Genomic DNA, 18087 nt, shown 5'->3' with positions numbered 1-18087 from the left:
ATAAACGTTCAACACATATTCTGATGGATGCAGGCTTGGCGGGCAAAACTGCAAAAAGCGCAGGCCATGACCGATGACGAATTCTTTGAGTCACAGTTTCCGGGGGCGGTTCCGCTTCTGCGGCACTTGCGGGCCAGGGACAGCGAGTTCGAACGGATGTGTCAGGACTACAAGGCGGTATTTGCCGAACTGGCACCACCGCCAAAACCGCAGACGGTGCCACAGATGCGGTATCTGGCGGATCTGGCAGAAAGCCTTACGGATTTGCGCGGCAGTATTGATGCCCGGCTGCAGGCGCACCGCGCTGACTTGGGGATTAATGGGCCGACGATTTGGGGGGGGTTACCATGAGACTTAGACATATTTTGCCAATGCTGATGATCGGAACCGGGTCCGCATATGCTCAGGACAACCCGATCATTCATGACGGAGAGTTTGAGTTCCTGCGCGCGCAGTACGGCGAGGCCTGGGACGCACAAGACATTGAAATCGAAGCCAGGCTGGCTGACATCCGCGCGGCCAATGACGGAAAGCCGCCCAACATCCTCTACATTCTGATTGATGACGTCAGCTTCGGTCAGATGGGCAGCCGCAAGTTGAATTATGTCATGGGCATCGAAACGCCCAGCATCAACCAACTGGCCACCGAAGGCCTGTCGCTGATGCGGATGTATACCGAGCCGTCCTGTACCCCGACCCGCACCGCCATGCTGACTGGGCGGCACCCGATCCGGGCCGGTGTGGAAGAGGTCAAAGTCGCTCTGGTGGGCGAGGGCCTGCCCGCCAGCGAAGTGACATTGCCCGAAATCCTGAAACAGGTGGGCTACAACACCGTCCATGTCGGCAAGTGGCATCAGGGCGATATCGAGGAAGCCTACCCCCACAATCAGGGCTTCGACTGGGCCGCCTTTCCGCTGCACCAACAAGTTCAGCTGAGCCTCATGACCCCCGAGGCGATGCGCTCGAACACCATGCTGGGCTATGTGCCCGAAGGCCAAAGCGATCAGTTTCTGATGGACGAGCGCTTCAAGCCCTACGGCCTTGTAACAGGTGTCGAGGCCGAGGCCGGAGGGCAAGCGCGCGAGGTGGACATGGCCGCCGGAGAGGTCTGGACACAGGCCAAATACGAAGACATGAACGCGCGTTATCAGCGGCAGGCGCTGGAGCAGCTGGAACGGGTTGCCGCGGAAGAGGCCCCGTTCTTTCTGCAATACTGGCCGCTTTATCCGCTGAACTTCGTCTATCCGGATCAGGCGATCTCGGGCAATGGCGGGTTCCACGCCGACAAGCTGCAATTGCTGGACGGATGGATCGGCGACCTTCTGGCCAAGCTCGAGGATACCGGTCAGGCGGACAATACAATCGTGGTCCTGATGGCCGATAACGGGTTGATGTATCACTACGAAGGCACATCGGGCCTGAACCAGCTGATCTATCGCGGCGGCAAGACCCAGCATCTGGAGGGCGGCGTGCGCACCGATGCCTTCATCCGCTGGCCCGGCGTGATCGAACCCGACAGCGCCGCAGGCGACATCTTCCACGTGTCCGATATCTACACCACCCTGGCGCGGATCGCCGGGGCAACGGATCACATCCCGCGCGATCGGGTCATTGACGGCGTCGACCAGACAGCCCTGTTGCTGAACGGCGAAGGCAACGGGCGGCGCGATTATGTCTATGTCTACGAAGGCCCGGTGTTGCGGTCGGTCGTCAAGCAAGAATTCAAGATGCACCTGCCCGCGCCCGGACAACCCGGCGCTGCGGCCCCGACCTATAACATCTATCGCGACCCGCGCGAGAAACATCCTCTGGTCGGCTACTCGCTCTGGGCCGGGGCGTCCTTTCAGGACATGATCAAGCGCCATCAAAAGATGATCGCCAAGTACCCGCACACTGAGATCGGCAAGGGCGTGCCCTATGAAGGCATCGAAAATCTGCGCCCGGAATCCCAGTTGGCACGGGATACTTTCATGAGTTGGCAATAAAATGGGAATTTCACTAATTGTTTGAATATAATGATGTTATAATTCGAATGATGCACGAAATTTCAGACCTGGGGGATACGGTATGAAACGACCATGGCATTTGGTTTTGTGTGCGGGCATCGCGGTGCCTGATGCATACGCACAGGACAACCCGATCCAACACGATGCAGAGTTCTACATTCTGCAGGCGCAACACGCCGAGCAATGGGCGCAGGACGACGCAGACGTTGACGCCGCACTAGCCGCCTTTCGCGATGGCAATGACGGCAATCCGCCCAACATCGTCAGCGTTCTGATCGACGATATGGGCTTTGGCGATATGGGCATACCCGAGCTCAATGCGGTCCGGGGCTACCAGACGCCCAACATCAACGATTTCTCGGATCAGGCGCTGCGTATGGTTCGGATGTATACCGAACCCTCGTGCACGCCGACGCGGGTGGCGCAAATGACCGGCCGCCTGCCCGTGCGGATGGGGATGGGTGACACCACCGTCGACATCGCGGGCTTCGGCCTGCCCGATGCCGAGGTCACGCTGGCCGAGGTTCTGAAACAGGCAGGCTATGCCACCAGCCATGTCGGCAAGTGGCACATGGGGGATATCGCCGAAAGCTGGGCGATGAATCAGGGCTTTGATTACGCGCAGCACGCCATCCACCAGCAGGGGCAACTGACGATCTTCAACGACGATGCGATCAGGGAGCAGGTCTCGGTCGCGATCCGGGATTACGACGACAAATACACTTTGGACGGTTGGTTCAGGCCGGATGCCTCGGCAATGATGACGGTGATCGAAGGCGAGACCGGCGGCCCGATCCGCGAAATCCGCATGGAATCCGGCGAGCGCTGGAATGCCGCCAAATATGACGAGATGAACCAGGCCTTTCAGGACAAAACGCTTGAGGAACTGGAGCGCCTTGCAGCCGGTAACGAACCGTTCTTCCTGCAATACTGGCCAATGATCCCGCTGGACAACACCCGCGCCGGGCGGGACGGGCCGGAAAGTGCCAATGGCGGGCTTTATGTGGACAAGATGCAGCTATTGGATCAGTGGCTGGGCGATTTGTTTGCGCGCATGAATGAACTTGGCCTCAGCGACAACACCATCGTTGTCGTGATGGGCGACAACGGGCATTTCACCAAATACGCGCCGCAATCCGGGTTTACCCCGTTGATTTACGCAGGCGGCAAAGGCGACACGACCGAGGGCGGCGTGCGGGTCGATGCCTTCATCCGCTGGCCCGGCATGATCGAGGCCGACGGGCTGCTGAACAGTATCATTCACGTCTCGGACCTGTACACCACGCTCTCGCGCTTTGCCGGGGCGGATGGGTTCATCCCAAGGGATCGTCTGGTCGATGGCGTGGACCAGTCGGCGGCACTGCTGTTTGCGGATGAATCCAAGGCGCGGCGCGATCACGTGATCATCTACTCGGTCGCCAAACCCGAGGCGATCGTTAAAGATCAGCTCAAGCTGAAACTGCCGGGGCCGGGCGAAAGCGCAATATTGGCAAAATTCTTCGATCTTTATCGCGACACCCGCGAAGAATATTCGGTTTCAACCGAAGTCGGATCCTGGGGCGGGCAGGAATTCGTACGCATTCTGGGCCGCCACAAAGCGCGGAAAGAGAAGTACCCGGATACTCCACCCGCCTATGGCATGCCTTATGAAGGGATCGAAAACATCCGCCCCGAGACGCAGCAAGCGGTCGAGGCGTTCATGACCAAACGGGGTGCACCGCAGCAATAACCCAAGGCGCTGCGCGCAGGACACCACCGAATTCGAGGATCACAGCATGGTTGGAAGCATATTCTTCGCACTGGGACTGATCGTTTCGCTGGGCATCGGGTTCGTCTATTTCCGCGATCTGGGCGATGTCTCGCAAATGCTGCTGAAGGTGAAGCGCGAGAATATGGTGCGGTTCATCCGCAACGAATACCGCCTGATCGGGGTTGGCCTTGGCGCTTTTGCAGTGGCCACGCTGGCGCATTTTCTGTTGGGCGGCGGACCGTTCTGGCTGTGGCTGACGGCGGCCATTCTGGTTCTATTTCTGTACGGGTTCCCTTACGTCTGGGTGCATCTGGGCCTTCGGAACCAGCTTAATGACGCGCAGTTTTTCCCGTTAGACGAAGCGCAGAAATATGTCGGCCCCACCGCGCCGGTCATCGTGATGGAAAACAACGGCCATGCCCGCGCCCACCCGGATGCCCAGATCATGCGCCCGCATCTGGCCGGGGATGCGGATGGCTTGGGCGGCGAAGACGTTGTCATGACCTATTGCGCGATGGCCAATCTGGGCCAGGGCTATTCCCCAAGGATCGAAGGCAAGCGCCTGAACCTGGAAGTTCTGGCCCAGCACGGCAACAACCTGATCCTGCGCGACAACGAAACCGGCGAGCCGATCCAGCACATCTATGGCTTCCGCGAGGCGGACCGCGCGCCCGATACCGACGGCCCCGCCTGCCCGCTGCGCCCCGAAGCGCAGATGACACCCTGGCCCACTTTTCGGATGACCTTCCGGGGGTTCCGCAAGGCCTATCCCGATGGCGAGGTGTTTCTGAACAAACCCTCGTCAAACCCCCTGCTGCGCCTGCTGGACATGATAACCGAGATCACATTTGGCTGGGGCATCGGCCGCCAGCATCAGGAAGACGCCCCGGTGATGGACAATATGGACCGGTCCGATGATCGCCTGCCGAACAAAACCTATGTCTGGGGCATCACCATCGGCCAAGATGCCGCCTGCTGGACGGATGATTTCATTGTCGAAAACGACTGGGTCGTGAATGCCAATGTCGGCGGGCGCGATGTGGTTGTCAGCCTGGACCCAAAATATGAAAGCCTTGGCGTCTGGTACAATGACAGCGGCCAGCCAGTCACCCGCTGCGATTTCTGGGGGCACTCGGATCAGGGGCAGCTTCAGCGCGTCGAAACCCTGCGCGCGGGCGTGTTCTGGCATGTCTGGGCCGAGTTTTTTCCCAACACCGACATCAACCGCATCAGCGCCGGTGCCACGGAGGCCGCAGCGTGAAGGATAAACTTCAAAGACAATTTGCGTTTGCGGCCAAGACAGAGACGACCAGATAACGAGCGGGAGGGACAGAATGGCTTGGACAACAAAAGGAAGCATCGCAGCGGCGCTTCTCTCAATGGCCGCCAGCACGGCCCTGGCCCAGCAGTCCGATTGGTCTTACGAGGCGACTGTCTACCTGTTCACGCCGGAAACTGATGTCTCGCTGGCCACCCCGATGGGCACGTTGGACGGCACGCTCAGCTTCTCCGACGCACTGGAGAACCTTGATCTGGCCTTCATGGGCGCGTTTTCGGCCTCCAACGGGCGCTGGTCCCTGTTGGCCGATTACAATTACACGGACCTTTCGTTCAGCAACGACACGCCCGGCCCGGCGAGTTCCGGGATCAGAACGTCCCTGACCACCCAATTCTTCAGCGGGTATCTCGGCTACCGGGTGTATCAGACGCCGACAACCAATGTGGACGTGGCCGCCGGGTTCCGCTGGTTCAGAACCGAGACGGATTTTGACGTTCTGCCCGGGACAGCACCCGGCCGGTCGGTTTCCGTGGATGAAAGCTGGACCGATCCGGTGATCGGCCTTAGGGCGCGGGTCGTTTTGTCTGACAGATGGTCCGGCACCGGCTTCGTGGATTACGGCGGCTTCAGCGGTGACAGCGAAACCTGGCAGGTGTTGCTGACCGCGGACTACGCGATCAACGAGCGGTGGCTGATCCGGGGCGGCTATCGCTATATCTCATTCGATCACGAAATAGACGGCAACGACTTCAAATTCGATCAGTCAGGCCCGGTTATCGGGGCCACCTACCGGTTCTAGGAGAGCAGTGGACCGGATGCGATTGACTTAACACAGCACCAACGGGTGCAGTCACCAGCCAAACACCCCGTTCGCCCGGTTCAAGCGGAGTGTCCAGCAAAGCCACCAAATCGCTAGAACCTCAAGTTGTACTGGCCTTGCAGATCGAACGAATCCGTAAAGTTCTGTTGCACCCCAAGGCTCACGTCGCTTCGGTCACTGAAGCTTTTCTGATACCCGATTGACAGCGCGTGCGAACTGAACCCGTCGCTGGCAAAATCGTAGGCATAGTCAAAGTCCAGTTGCCCAAGATACAAATCCACGGACAGCCCCAGATCGACCGTTCCGCCGATCCCGTTCGTGCCATCCTCGGATATAGTGAAACCGGGTGCGCCCACTCCGGCATTGGCAAAACTGGACGTGACATATCGGGTGTCGTCCAGAAGCTCTCCACGTGCGGTCAGCCCTCCTCTGACCTCAGCCCGAACCTGCTGAGACAGGTAAATCGGTCTGCTCGCTGTCACGCCCAAAACAAGTTGCAGTGAATCGTAGGTCTCGGATTCCGTGTTCAAAGCCAGACCTCCGCCACCGGTTTCGGTGTAGGCGTCGGTTTTCAGACGCAGGTAATCAAGCCCGATCCTCCACCTCAGTTCGGCGCCCGATGTGACCTCTTCGAGCGCATCGCCATATTTGCCGAGGCTTTGAACATAGGAAAACGTCGGCACGATATTGATATAAGTGCCGTCGAAATCGGCCTGCGCACTTTCATCAACCGAAACGCCATTGGCCTGGAACCGGATGCGCCGGTCACTTTCGTAGGACACGGTGCCGACCGTCACATAGCCATCAAAATCGATACCCGGCGCGATCCAACTGTCAGCGTAGCCGTAAACGGACGCCTGAAATGCCTTGCTGTCCAGACCGCCACCATCCGAGAAGTCGGTGTCCGCATCCGTATACCCGATCGCCGCACCGATGGCCCTGGACTCGGTTGGTCTGTAGTCCAGCCCGACCAGAATATTGGCTGCCCGACTGTCAAAGCCGTCCGAATTGGATGTGCCATCCCTTTCACTGAACGAGAAGTCACCGGACACGAAGAAACCCCATGGCGAATGTCCCAACCTATCATCCCGGGACAGCCCGAGCGTGCCGCGAATGAGGTCACTGAATAGCTGCGTCGGGATGTTCTCACCTGACATCGAAACGTTGACGCCGCTGATGTCGAACCCGCGGACACCGCCGTTTCTGAGGTTGCGGATGCGGTTGGAAATCCCGCGCCCCAGATCCCGCGCCATTGTCTGAGCGACGTCGACGGTCGCAAAATGCTCTTCATTGCGAAGCGCACGCATGGCGTTTTCAAGATCCTCTCCGTTCAGCGCTGCAGCAGTCAGGTTAACGCAGGTATCCAGAAATTCCTTGTTCGTCGCACCCACACAGCTTTGCTCGAAACTCTGCGCAACGCGGCGCAGTTCCGGATCGCGTACGGCGGAAGAAATCGTGAAAGTGCCAGCCTTGAGGACTTCAATCGTCACTGTCGCCGAGGAGGGAACCCCTGTGGGATTCTCGGCGCGATAAACTGCAGTTGTGGTTCCAACAAAGCTGTCCAACGCAGTGAAAACCAGCGTTTGGCCAACAACCGATATCGTTCCTACAGTGGACGCATCTGGCGCCGAAAGCAGAGTGATGGACGTTAATCCGCTGCCGGACGTCAAGGCGCCCAGATCATTCTTCAAAACGGATATGGTCAGAGGAACGCCTGAGAGCGATACGGCCCTGTCGTCTCTCGCCGCGACGCTGCCTTCGGGCAGAACAGTAACTGTCACCAACGTGGGATTTGTCGTCGCGGCAGAGTTTGTTGCCGTGTAGGTGAACGTATCTGTCCCTACGAACCCAGGGTTCGGCGTGTATGTTAGAGTCAAATCTCCTTTGACCGTCACTGTGCCATTTGTTGCGGCAGTGGGTATTGCTAGCGATGTTGCTGATCCGCCTTTGTCATTTGCCAAAACGTCTATCGAGATCGATAGATTAGCGATGGTGGACGTCACGTCCGGTTGTGGTTCGACGGGCGCAGCGCCTACAAAAATCGTGACGATGGGAGGGTTCTCAGCCGGGAAGAAACCCGGCAACCCCCGCAAAATACTTCCGCTGCCGTTAAGTTGACCTGCATCGTTGACCGGTAGGACGGCGACATCATATCGCCCTGGCATCAATGTGGCACCTTGGGCGACTGATATCTGCCCGGTTGAGGAAATTTGGAAGTTCCCGCTTGTATCGATCTGGGTGGGCGGTGAGTTTTTGCCACGGCTAAACAGATAGGTTACGATTTGAGTGTCTTTATCTCCAATGGTCCTACCCGCATCTTTAACAGTCAGAGGCGCACCAACAGGATCACCGGCAACAGCCGATTCACTGATCTGCAAAGCTTCTGCTGGGGTGTTCAGTTCGGGCGCAAAAACATCCTCTGCATTTGCCATACGCTGAGGAAGATTTGTGAGCGCACCTTGCTGGACCGTGCGGTCACGACAAAGCGCCAAACCGTAGGCGTTAAAAACCGGAGGTGTCTGATCACAATCTTTTTTGAATACCACGTCAACGCCTACGCGACCAGGCAAGTGGCATGTCAGACAAGCGCCTCCGGTTTGTTGCGAGGCTGGTTTGAAATGGTTGTTGTACCGCTTGCTGATACTGTTGGCATACAAACCGGGTGTCCGCCCGATAGAGTTATCGACGCCGTTTATTCGGATAGTGAGGGATTGAGTCTCGGTCAGCGCTGCATCTTTGACCGAGTAATTTACCGTTATCTCGGCAAAATCCCCGATATCCATTTCTTTCAGTTGATCTGGCTTTAGAGTGAGAGTGCGATTTCCGTTACTTAGGACAGCAATCGTCTTGGGATCGTAAATAATCTCGCTCGGCACTCGGAAGTTTTCTACAATTGGCGCTAACGAGGAGGCTGTAACAGTGAGTGGATCACCATCGACATCAACCACGTATTTAGAATCCAAGAGGTCGATATCCAAGCTTTTGACAGTGTCATTGACCTGGATCGGCGCAACCACCTTTGCAGTCGGAGGATCGTTGACAGATGCGACGGTCAAGTTGACCGTCCCTTGGGCTGTCCCCGCGCTGTTCGTTACTTGGTAGACGAAACTGTCGTCGCCGTTGTAATTGGGGGCGGATGTATACGTGAACCGACCGTCGGGTGCCATCGTGACTGTACCCTTGTTTTGCGTGTCCGATGTCAGAACGCTGAATATTGGGGTTCCGCCGCCCGGTGGCACCGAGTCGTTCAAGGCCACTGAGGCCGAGAATGAAATGTCTTCAATCGGACCTGCCGTGCCCGTGCCAGGAAATGTATCATTTACAGCCGTCGGCGCATCGGCGCTGCTGAGCCCCGGCACCAAGATTGACGAGGTGATCGTCCCACCTTGCAGATTTTCTCTGTCAATCGGGCAGTATTCAAAAGTGACTGCCGTAGGGCCTGCGGGGAGTGGCGAAGGCAACGTGTAAAGTATACGGTTTCCGGCACCGTTCGCTTGAATTGTACCAAGAGCCGCAGAACCGCTAGCAAATCCAACGCACCCAAGCTTCGACGGCGGAGCAACGGTGTTTCCCATCGGTATTTTGGAATCTGGATCATCGTCATTCACCAAAACGTCCAGCACCCACTGGTTCGTACTCGAGTCCACGTTTGAACTGCTTGCATTGAGCGTGTCGACAGTCCCGCGCGGTGCAAGATTGGAGAGTTTCACTTTGACCGTATTCAGATCCCTAAAACTGCTCGACGAAGGCTTGAAGCCGGAGGAATTCACCGGTTCAAATTTTACATCATAGGATTCAGACCTTTTTCCGCTCAATTTCCGAATGTCAGTTTCCGTCAAGGAAAATGATACCTTTACGGAGTTGCCGCTGCCAACCCGAGCCAGGGTTTCACCAAGCGATGAAGGAGTGCCATTAATCGAAGAAAGCCTGCCAGCAGTCTGGTATTTGTTGGTCCGGCCTGAATTGAAGTTGACGGTGTAAGAATTAACACCTTCTACCGGTGAAATGGTCAACGTTCTAGTGGAGCTAATTGAAGGCGCAAACTCAGGTTCAAGCGCCAAAATAAATGCTTTGAGCGCGACAGAATTGTCCCTATTTGATGAAGAAAGCGTCAGTCCACTAAACGCATTCCGAATTGCAGATGGGGTACCCGAGGCAAACCCCCCACCATTAACCGCGTTCTCGATACCTTGGTAAAGATACCAGCCATATTCCGGAGCGTTTCTGTCAGGGGTCGACGTCGTGCTCCCGTGGCATAGCGTGCAGTCGATTGATCCTCCATACACGCTTTGGTGGGCTGGACCGACGTCTGAACTGCCGGCCCAAAGTGTACTTGGCAAAAAAAACATGGTTGCAATAAGCACGTGCATCGTGCTTTTGGCACTTCGTACTCGCATAGTATTGTCCCCCTACATCCCAACCAATCAACAAAGATCAGCGTGGAATTTCGTCATTTCCCAATATGTTTTGGCCAGATTCGGCACCCGCTCTTCGGCGATGTCCAGAAACCGGCGGTTGATTGTAATACAGGTGAGTTCGGGCCTACGGTTCCGTTTGCCAAGTTGGGCAAGACAGAACCGCATAATGAATGCGCAGAATTAGGTTTGATTGAAGCGATCAATTCCAAGCTCCGCCACCTCCGCCTCCGGCACCGCCAGAACTGCCGCCGCTGCTGCCGCCTTCGCCGCCGCTATCCGTTTCAGTCGTTGCGGCGCCGGAAGCCGGCACTGCTGAGGCAACGGATCGTGATGTTGGTGCAGGCGCAGGGGTCTGTACGCGAAGATTCAACTGTTCGTTCGACAAAAACGCGGTGTTGGTCCTGAGTGCGTCCAGCAACTGGGCGCTTACATAACCGTTTGCCGGGGCTCCGATATCGTTTTGGAATGAACGTATCGCAGCGCGCGTGCTCGAGGTGATCAACCCGTCAGCGGGCTCATTCAGATAGTCCAGAGCGCGCAGGCGTCCTTCGATTTCGGCACGTTGCTCAATTGACATCGGCTGGTCGGAGGATGGCCAGTTAACGGATGTGAAAGCTGCTTTTTCATATCCCGGAGGGGCACAGGCCAGCAAACTCATCGCGACAACGGAATAAAGAATGATCTGAGCTTTGGTCGACATTTAACCTTAACCACTCGTAAACAACTTTTCAAAAGCCACTAATTTAGCTGTTAACTTTATTAACACTTTTACATACATCTTTGTTATTAAATTTTTCTGGACTGCGAGATTTTAATATATCGCTTTGAAACTTCATCATAAATTTGGGTCAGGAAGGTGCGTCTCTGGAACGATCCAATTGTCCTTTTCGGCCATCCGCAGCTTCGGTGATTGCGTCGGAACACCGTGCTTCACATCGGGTCAGCGGCGTATCACCCATCGAATGAGATCATGAGCAAGCGTTCGACCGGCTGCTATCACGAACCGAACGCACCCCGGTCGTCCGAACCCAAAGGGTCAAAACTCCGCGGCTGATCCGGCCGATACTCTTAACGCGGTCAGAACAGGTCAGAGTGCTTCTCAACCACCTGTCCGAAGTGGTGCCGCCACAGATCCACACCCAGCTTGCCACTGCGATCCAGCGAGGACCCGACAACTGCGTCCGCCACGATGGTCGGCTGTAATCCGGAATCAAACAGAGCAAAGCCCGCAGCCAGCACGCAACACTCGGCCTGAATGCCACAGACAAGAACGCGATCCGCGCCCCAGCTTTGAAGAACCGAGATCACATCCTCGGGTGGCCTGTATCCGAATTTGTAGACAACGTGATCCGTGCCGACCAGCCCGTCATCGACCGAGCGCGGCGTCCATTCGATCTGGCGATAAAACGGCACCTTCTGCTCATCGTACCGGTGGACGGTCGCGACCGACGGCATACCCGAGGCCAGCGCCTGACAGCGTTCTACCAGCCAGTGCGGCGGGTCGAAACTGGGCTGAACGTCCACGACCAGCACGGCCTGTTTCATGTCTCCCCCCTTTATTCTGGCGAACCGGCTGCAGGGTCAGACGGCCTGATGAACTTCAATGATATTGCCCTCGGGGTCATGAAAGAAGATCTGGTGCCATTCTTTCGCAAAGGCGGTTCCGTAATCCGAATAGCGCACGCCCTTGTCGTCCAGCAGTGTCTTGAAGGCCTCGATGTCGTCGGTCCGAAAAGCGATATGGCCGCGTTCTACCGGGTTGATGGCCTCACAGTGTTTAAAGGCCACATCCAGGTCCCTCTCGGCCAGATGCATCTGCATCGCCCCGTCGGTGGCAAAGCGGATTTTGCCGCTGTAACCCGTTTCATCCGTTGCCTCGGGCCGGGGGAAATTCTCAATCGGAATATCTTGCAGCCCCAGAACATTCGTATAGAAGTCATGCAGCCGCTCGACGTCATCAGACACATAGTTGATATGGTGGAATTCCAGTTTCATGACCCGCCGTCTTTTCTGTTTGCGCCTGGCTCTAGCAAACCCCGGAACCGGCCCGTCTGACAAGCCGGAACGGTGCCCAAGTGAACGCGAGCCACGCTGAAAACGGTTGCAGTTGCGCGGCGTTTCCCGGATGCTCGGCGTTGGGGCAAAAGACGCAGGAACCGAGCTGGGCCGGAAGAAATATGTCGCTGGAAGAGCCATTTACAGACCTGAAAATCGAAAGGCAGTCGACCGGGTTTTACAAAGGCTACAGCCTGCCGATCGCTCTGGTCAGTAAAATCACGGTCTCACTTCTGGTTCTGTGGGCGCTGGTCTGGCCGCTTTCGGCCAACGACACGCTGCGGTCCTGGAAATCCGGCCTGCTGGCCGAGTTCAACGTCTTTTACGACATCTCCGTCGCGGTGTTTGCGTTTTTTCTGTTCCTCGTCGCCGTCATTCCCGCCACCGGGCGGATGCGGCTGGGGGCCGAGGTTGAACGGCCCGAGTTTTCCAATTTCTCATGGTTTTCCATGATGTTCGGCGCAGGGCTGGGCGTCGGTCTGATGGTTTACGCCACCGCCGAGCCGCTGGGATTGTGGGAGACCAATCCCCTGACCGTCTCGGGCGAGGTTGCCTCAAAAAGCGAGGACGCAATCCAGGGCGCTTACCGCTATACCTTTCTGCACACCGGGTTTCACGCCTGGGCCATCTACGTGGTGACGGGGCTCAGCCTGGCTTACTACGCTTACACCCGCGGCATGCCGCTGACGATCCGGTCCGCCCTGACGCCCTTGCTGGGCAAATATTCCAACGGCATTGCGGGGCATGTGATCGATATTCTGGGCGTTGTGGCAACGATACTGGGCGTCGCCGTGACCATCGGCTACGGGGTATCGCAGCTTGTCGACGGGGCCTTTCTGATCACCGGCGGGCACTGGCTGATGGAGGCTGCAGACAGCGCGATGAAACCATCCACCGCTGGCCTGATTTCGGCCCTGGCGCTGGTGATGCTGATGTCGACCCTGTCCGCCGTTTCAGGCGTCGGGCGTGGGGTCAAATACCTGTCGAACCTCAATCTGGTGCTGTCGCTGATCCTGCTGACCGTGTTTATCCTGTTCGGCTCCTTTGCCTTTGCCATGACGACCTATGGGCAGGCCCTGCTGGATTACATCATTAACTTCATCCCGCTCAGCCTGCAGGCCCATACCCCGATGACACAGGCCGAATTCGCATCGGCCCTGCCGCCCGAAGCCGCCCCTTTCGTGGCCGAGCTGTTCCCCGGCGCAACCGATGCCTGGGGCACCAGGGACAGTTTCCTTGCCGCCCTGAGCGGGGAAGCTGCCGCGCTGTCAGACGCCACGAAAACCGCCGCCTACGATGCCGGAACGCCGGGGCGGTTGTTCGACTGGCAATCGGGCTGGACCACCTTCTATTGGGCGTGGTGGATCGCGTTTTCCCCGTTTGTCGGCCTGTTCCTGGCCCGCATCTCGCGCGGGCGCACGGTGCGCGAGTTCATTTTCGGCGCGGTGGTCGCCCCGTCGCTGGTCTGTTTCGCATGGATGACCATTCTGGGCGGCTCGGCCATCGACCTTGAACTGAACGGAGATGCCAACGGGGCGATCCTTGCGGCCTCGACCACGGCGACGCTGTTTGTGACGCTGGAACAGATGATCTCGGGCCATCTGCTGACCATCATCAGCTTCATGTGCGTGGTTCTGACCATGACATTCCTTGTCACCTCGGCGGACTCGGGCATTCTGGTGATGAACACGATCATGTCCGGCGGCACCGAAGATACCAGCGTCACGCATCGCATCCTGTGGGGCGGCCTGCTGACACTGGTGATCGGGACGCTTTTGATCGCGGGCGGCGGCGGGCTCGAGGCGCTGACCAACTCGATGATCATCGGCGCCCTGCCCTTCAGCCTGGTGTTGCTGCTGATGTGCGTGTCGCTGGCCAAGGCGATGATCAACGATCTGCGGCGGTCCCAATACGAAGACACCCCGTCGCACCCTGAATGAAACATTAAGGCTTGGGGCCGTTTTCTTAATCTTTCCGCCGGGGTGGGCTTCATGTCGGGCGGATAGATGTCATTGGACTGTCCGATGGCGACCCCATCCCAAACCCGCCTGACAGTCAATTCGCCGACAAGACCAAACTCAAAGGAACCGCAACGGATCAACTTAAGGAAGGGCCGCGCCATGTCCGACGCACAGGTTTATGCACCGCTGTTCCAGCCCATCCACCTTGGTCCCGTCACTGCGAAGAACCGTTTCTATCAGGTCCCTCATTGCACCGGCCTTGGCCATGTCCGCCCCCGCGCCGAAGCCGCCCTGCGCGGCATGAAGGCCGAAGGCGGCTGGGGCGTGGTGTCCACGCAGGAAACCGAGATTCACCCGACCTCGGACCTGGCCCCCTTTGCCGAGGGTCGCCTGTGGGATGCCCGCGACATCCCGGCCCTGTGCTTGATGACCAATGCAGTGCATGAACACGGCGCGCTGGCAGCAGTGCAACTGGTCCACAACGGCAGTCACGCGACCAACCTTTTGTCCCGCGCCCCGGTGCTGGCCCCGTCGGAGATGGCGATCACTGCGGCACAGCCGAAACAGGGCCGCGCGATGGACAAGGCAGATATCCGCGCCCTGCGGCAATGGCATCGCGACGCCGCGCTGCGCGCGAAAGAGGCCGGGTTCGACATCATCTATGTCTATGCGGGCCACGGGATGACTCTGGCCCAGCATTTCCTGCTGCCGCATCTGAACACCCGCATGGATGAATATGGCGGTTCACTGGAAAACCGCGTGCGCCTGACCCGCGAGTTGCTGGAAGACACCCGCGAGGCCGTGGGCGACACCTGCGCCGTGGCTTTTCGCTTTGGAATTGACGAAATGCTCGGCCCCGACGGCATGCAGGCCGCCGAGGAAGGCCGCGCCGTGGTCGAATTGCTGGCCGACCTGCCGGATATCTGGGACGTGAATGTCTCGGACTGGTCGAACGATTCGGCCACCACGCGGTTTCAGCCGCAGGACGGGTATCAGAACGACTATCTGGCCTATGTCAAACAGGTTACGAACAAGCCGGTGGTGGGCGTCGGGCGTCTGACCTCGCCCGATCTGATGCTGTCGATGTTGCGCAAGGGGGTGGTCGATCTGATCGGGGCCGCGCGCCCTTCGATCGCCGACCCGTTCATCCCGCGCAAGATCGAAGAGGGGCGGATTGACGAAATCCGCGAATGCATCGGCTGCAACATCTGCGCCGCCTCCGACGGGCTGGGCATTCCGATCCGCTGTACCCAGAACCCCACGATTGGCGAAGAATGGCGGCGCGGCTGGCACCCCGAGCGCATTGCGTCTCGTGGGCAGGCACAGCAAACACTGGTCGTCGGCAGCGGCCCCGCCGGTCTGGAGTGTGCCATGCAACTGGCCCGGCGCGGGTATGACGTGACCTTAACTGAAGGCGAAATGGATTTTGGCGGGCGGGTCCTGCGCGAAAGCCACCTGCCGGGGCTGACCGCCTGGGGCCGGGTCGCGGATTACCGTCTGAACGACCTGCGCCAGCGCGCCAATGTGCAGATGTTCACCGACAGTACGCTGGACGCCGATCAGGTGCTGGAACTGGGCATCGACCACGTGTTTCTGGCCACGGGCGCACGCTGGCAGGCGGACGGGATCGGACGCAACACCCGCCGTACCCCGCCCTTGATCGACCCGGCCGCCTTTATCTACACACCTGACGAGATCATGGCCGGGTCCGAGCCCGAAGGCTCGGTGCTGGTCTATGATGACGACCACATCTATCTGGCTGGAGTGATTGCCGAAAAGCTGGCGCAAATGGGCTGTGATGTAACCTTCGTGACCCCGGACAGCACGGTATCGGCCTTTTCCGCCTACACGCTGGAACAGCACCGCATTCAGGCGCGGCTGATCGAACTGGGCGTGGAGATCCGCTGCAATCAGGTGCTGCATAGCGTCGCGCCGGATCATGCGACCATGGCCTGCACCTATTCCGGGCGGCACAGTCAGATCGATTGCGCCTCGGTCGTTCTGGTCACGGAACGGCAGCGCAACACGTCGCTCTATGACGCGTTGCAGGGCAAAGGGTTAAAAACGCTGGGGTTGATCGGCGACGCCGCCTCACCCGGCCTGATCGCCGATGCGGTCTTCGACGGGCACCGCGCCGCGCGCGATTTCGAGCGCCCGAAACAGGAAGCGGAGCAGGACTGGTTCCGCCGGGAAATCACCGATCTGCGGGAGGAGACGACATGACCGACGCCATCGTAAACACATCCCGTCGCCGCGGTGGCGGCCGCGCGGCGCGCATTGCGCTGCAGCAGGCCACGACCGGCAACGAGGCCGTGCATGGCGGCATCGCCGGTGGCCGCTATCGCCCGCTGTCGCAAACGGATATGGAGGCCATCCACAACGCCGCCCTGACCGTGCTGGACCAGACCGGCCTTGCCGATCACTTCCCCGAACTGCTGGATCTGGTTTTGCCGAGGGGCGCGGTGCTGAACGCGCACAACCGCCTGTGCTTTCCCCGCGCGCTAACCGAGGACCTGCTGGCCGGTGCCGCGCGTGAATACTATGTCCACGCGCGGGGCGACCGCGCGGGCAAGGACGATATGCACTGCACCGCGCAAAGCGTCTATTTCGCCAATTCGGGCACGGCGGTCACGACTTTTGACGCCAAAACAAAGTCCTACCGCCCCTCGGAGCTGCGTGACATCTACGATTTCACCCGGCTGGTGGACCGGCTGGACAATATCCACATGCTGGGCGCAACCGTTTTGGCCACCGATGTGCCCGACGATTTCACCCATGACATGAACATGGTCTACGCCATGCTGTCGGCCAGCCAGAAACCGGCCTGCATGGCGTTTCGCGACCGCAGGCATATCCCGCCTGCCATCCGCATGTTCGATCTGGCTTCGGGTGGCGAAGGGTCGTTTCTGAAAAAGCCGTCGGTCGTGTTTGGCGGCTGTCCCATTGTCTCGCCCCTGCGCATCGGGCGCGAGAATATGGAGATCCTGATCGACACCGCAAAGCTGGGCCTGACCGTCGATCTGGCCGTGCCGCCGCAGGCGGGCGCAACCGCGCCTGCAACGCTGGCCGGAACTCTGGTGCAGGCGGTGGCGGAAACGCTGGCCTGCATCGCCATCGCCAACCTGATCAAACCGGGCTGCCCGGTCAGCTTTTCCGCATGGCCTTTCATCACCGATCTGCGCAGCGGGTCCTTCACGGGCGGCAGTGGCGAACAAGCCCTGATCGGGGCCGCTGCCGTGCAGATGGGGCAGTTCTACGGCCTGCCGACCTCAGTCGGCGCTGGAATGACCGACGCCAAGCTGCCCGATGCGCAATACGGGCTGGAAAAGGCTCTGACCTTCTCGCTGGCCGCCCACGCCGGGGCCAACCGGGTATGCGAGTTTGGCGGCATGCTGGGCAGCCTGATGGGCTGCAGCTTCGAAAGCATGGTCATCGACAATGAGGCCGGCGGGATGATCCTGCGGTCCTTGCGCGGCATCGAGGTCACGGATGAGACGCTGGCGGTGGATGTCATCCACAACTGCGCCATCGACCCCGGCCATTTTCTGGGCAACCCGCACACGCTGGGCTTTATGAATTCCGAATTCGTCTATCCCCAGTTGATGGACCGCGCCCGTACCGACACGTGGGAAAATGAGGGCAAGCTCGATCTGCTGGAACGGGCGCATGAAAGGGCAAATGCCATTCTGGGCAGCCATTTCCCGAACCATTTCGGCGCTGCCGATGCTCAGGTGCGCGCGGAGTTTCCAATCGTTCTCAGCAAAGAGGACATGCAGAATATCCGGGGCTGACCGACCC

At 58.7% G+C, this 18087-nt stretch carries 12 protein-coding genes; 8 read left to right on the top strand and 4 right to left on the bottom strand.

Annotated features, from left to right (window positions below; translation table 11 throughout):
- Positions 1 to 66: 66 nt before the first annotated feature.
- From ACR0EZ_RS04540 to ACR0EZ_RS04520, 5 genes are all read left to right on the top strand, one after another.
- Entirely contained in the window at positions 67 to 351 is a 285-nt protein-coding gene (locus ACR0EZ_RS04540) for a hypothetical protein (protein ID WP_480611428.1), read from the top strand.
- Positions 348 to 1985: a sulfatase-like hydrolase/transferase gene (locus ACR0EZ_RS04535; protein WP_480611426.1), complete on the top strand. Its 1638-nt coding sequence runs from the start codon at positions 348 to 350 to the stop codon at positions 1983 to 1985. Before ACR0EZ_RS04540 ends, ACR0EZ_RS04535 begins: the two co-directional genes overlap by 4 nt.
- 82 nt (positions 1986 to 2067) lie before the next feature.
- On the top strand, positions 2068 to 3735 hold the full coding sequence (locus ACR0EZ_RS04530; RefSeq protein ID WP_480611424.1) for a sulfatase-like hydrolase/transferase: 1668 nt from the start codon (positions 2068 to 2070) through the stop codon (positions 3733 to 3735).
- 46 nt (positions 3736 to 3781) lie between these two features.
- Positions 3782 to 5017 (top strand): DUF3179 domain-containing (seleno)protein, encoded by a 1236-nt coding sequence (locus ACR0EZ_RS04525; RefSeq protein WP_480611422.1) that lies wholly within the window; start codon positions 3782 to 3784, stop codon positions 5015 to 5017.
- A gap of 73 nt (positions 5018 to 5090) precedes the next feature.
- Positions 5091 to 5834: an outer membrane protein gene (locus tag ACR0EZ_RS04520; RefSeq protein ID WP_480611420.1), complete on the top strand. Its 744-nt coding sequence runs from the start codon at positions 5091 to 5093 to the stop codon at positions 5832 to 5834.
- A gap of 113 nt (positions 5835 to 5947) precedes the next feature.
- On the opposite strand, the gene ACR0EZ_RS04515 is transcribed toward ACR0EZ_RS04520, so the two are convergent.
- The 4 genes from ACR0EZ_RS04515 to ACR0EZ_RS04500 all read right to left on the bottom strand — a co-directional run bounded on the left by ACR0EZ_RS04515 (position 5948) and on the right by ACR0EZ_RS04500 (position 12268).
- The gene (locus ACR0EZ_RS04515; RefSeq protein WP_480611418.1) at positions 5948 to 10204 is read right to left on the bottom strand and encodes an autotransporter domain-containing protein; all 4257 of its coding nucleotides are present in this window, start codon (positions 10202 to 10204) and stop codon (positions 5948 to 5950) included.
- Between the two features lie 268 nt (positions 10205 to 10472).
- Positions 10473 to 10973 (bottom strand): peptidoglycan-binding domain-containing protein, encoded by a 501-nt coding sequence (locus ACR0EZ_RS04510; RefSeq protein ID WP_480611416.1) that lies wholly within the window; start codon positions 10971 to 10973, stop codon positions 10473 to 10475.
- Between the two features lie 377 nt (positions 10974 to 11350).
- Entirely contained in the window at positions 11351 to 11818 is a 468-nt protein-coding gene (locus ACR0EZ_RS04505; RefSeq protein WP_480611414.1) for a cysteine hydrolase family protein, read from the bottom strand.
- 36 nt (positions 11819 to 11854) lie between these two features.
- Positions 11855 to 12268, bottom strand: a complete 414-nt coding sequence (locus ACR0EZ_RS04500; RefSeq protein ID WP_480611412.1) for a VOC family protein — start codon at positions 12266 to 12268, stop codon at positions 11855 to 11857.
- Positions 12269 to 12450: 182 nt separating this feature from the next.
- Here ACR0EZ_RS04500 and ACR0EZ_RS04495 point away from each other — a divergent pair, with 182 nt between their 5' ends.
- The 3 genes from ACR0EZ_RS04495 to ACR0EZ_RS04485 all read left to right on the top strand — a co-directional run bounded on the left by ACR0EZ_RS04495 (position 12451) and on the right by ACR0EZ_RS04485 (position 18080).
- Positions 12451 to 14268 carry a BCCT family transporter gene (locus ACR0EZ_RS04495; RefSeq protein WP_480611410.1) on the top strand — a complete coding sequence of 606 codons (1818 nt, stop codon included), beginning with the start codon at positions 12451 to 12453 and terminating at the stop codon, positions 14266 to 14268.
- Between the two features lie 180 nt (positions 14269 to 14448).
- On the top strand, positions 14449 to 16512 hold the full coding sequence (locus ACR0EZ_RS04490) for an oxidoreductase (protein ID WP_480611408.1): 2064 nt from the start codon (positions 14449 to 14451) through the stop codon (positions 16510 to 16512).
- Positions 16509 to 18080 (top strand): trimethylamine methyltransferase family protein, encoded by a 1572-nt coding sequence (locus ACR0EZ_RS04485; protein WP_480611406.1) that lies wholly within the window; start codon positions 16509 to 16511, stop codon positions 18078 to 18080. Before ACR0EZ_RS04490 ends, ACR0EZ_RS04485 begins: the two co-directional genes overlap by 4 nt.
- Positions 18081 to 18087 lie beyond the last annotated feature (7 nt).

The organism is Ruegeria sp. AK4 (assembly GCF_056541025.1).
This window is presented reverse-complemented; position numbering and strand designations above follow the sequence as displayed.

What these genes read in the sequence shown, in the direction of transcription:
- ACR0EZ_RS04500 (WP_480611412.1), bottom strand. Translation starts at nt 12,268, where the DNA reads ATGAAACTGGAATTCCACCATATCAACTATGTGTCTGATGACGTCGAG.
- ACR0EZ_RS04490 (WP_480611408.1), top strand. Translation starts at nt 14,449, where the DNA reads ATGTCCGACGCACAGGTTTATGCACCGCTGTTCCAGCCCATCCACCTT.
- ACR0EZ_RS04540 (WP_480611428.1), top strand. Translation starts at nt 67, where the DNA reads ATGACCGATGACGAATTCTTTGAGTCACAGTTTCCGGGGGCGGTTCCG.
- ACR0EZ_RS04520 (WP_480611420.1), top strand. Translation starts at nt 5,091, where the DNA reads ATGGCTTGGACAACAAAAGGAAGCATCGCAGCGGCGCTTCTCTCAATG.
- ACR0EZ_RS04515 (WP_480611418.1), bottom strand. Translation starts at nt 10,204, where the DNA reads ATGTTTTTTTTGCCAAGTACACTTTGGGCCGGCAGTTCAGACGTCGGT.
- ACR0EZ_RS04535 (WP_480611426.1), top strand. Translation starts at nt 348, where the DNA reads ATGAGACTTAGACATATTTTGCCAATGCTGATGATCGGAACCGGGTCC.
- ACR0EZ_RS04495 (WP_480611410.1), top strand. Translation starts at nt 12,451, where the DNA reads ATGTCGCTGGAAGAGCCATTTACAGACCTGAAAATCGAAAGGCAGTCG.
- ACR0EZ_RS04505 (WP_480611414.1), bottom strand. Translation starts at nt 11,818, where the DNA reads ATGAAACAGGCCGTGCTGGTCGTGGACGTTCAGCCCAGTTTCGACCCG.
- ACR0EZ_RS04510 (WP_480611416.1), bottom strand. Translation starts at nt 10,973, where the DNA reads ATGTCGACCAAAGCTCAGATCATTCTTTATTCCGTTGTCGCGATGAGT.
- ACR0EZ_RS04525 (WP_480611422.1), top strand. Translation starts at nt 3,782, where the DNA reads ATGGTTGGAAGCATATTCTTCGCACTGGGACTGATCGTTTCGCTGGGC.
- ACR0EZ_RS04485 (WP_480611406.1), top strand. Translation starts at nt 16,509, where the DNA reads ATGACCGACGCCATCGTAAACACATCCCGTCGCCGCGGTGGCGGCCGC.
- ACR0EZ_RS04530 (WP_480611424.1), top strand. Translation starts at nt 2,068, where the DNA reads ATGAAACGACCATGGCATTTGGTTTTGTGTGCGGGCATCGCGGTGCCT.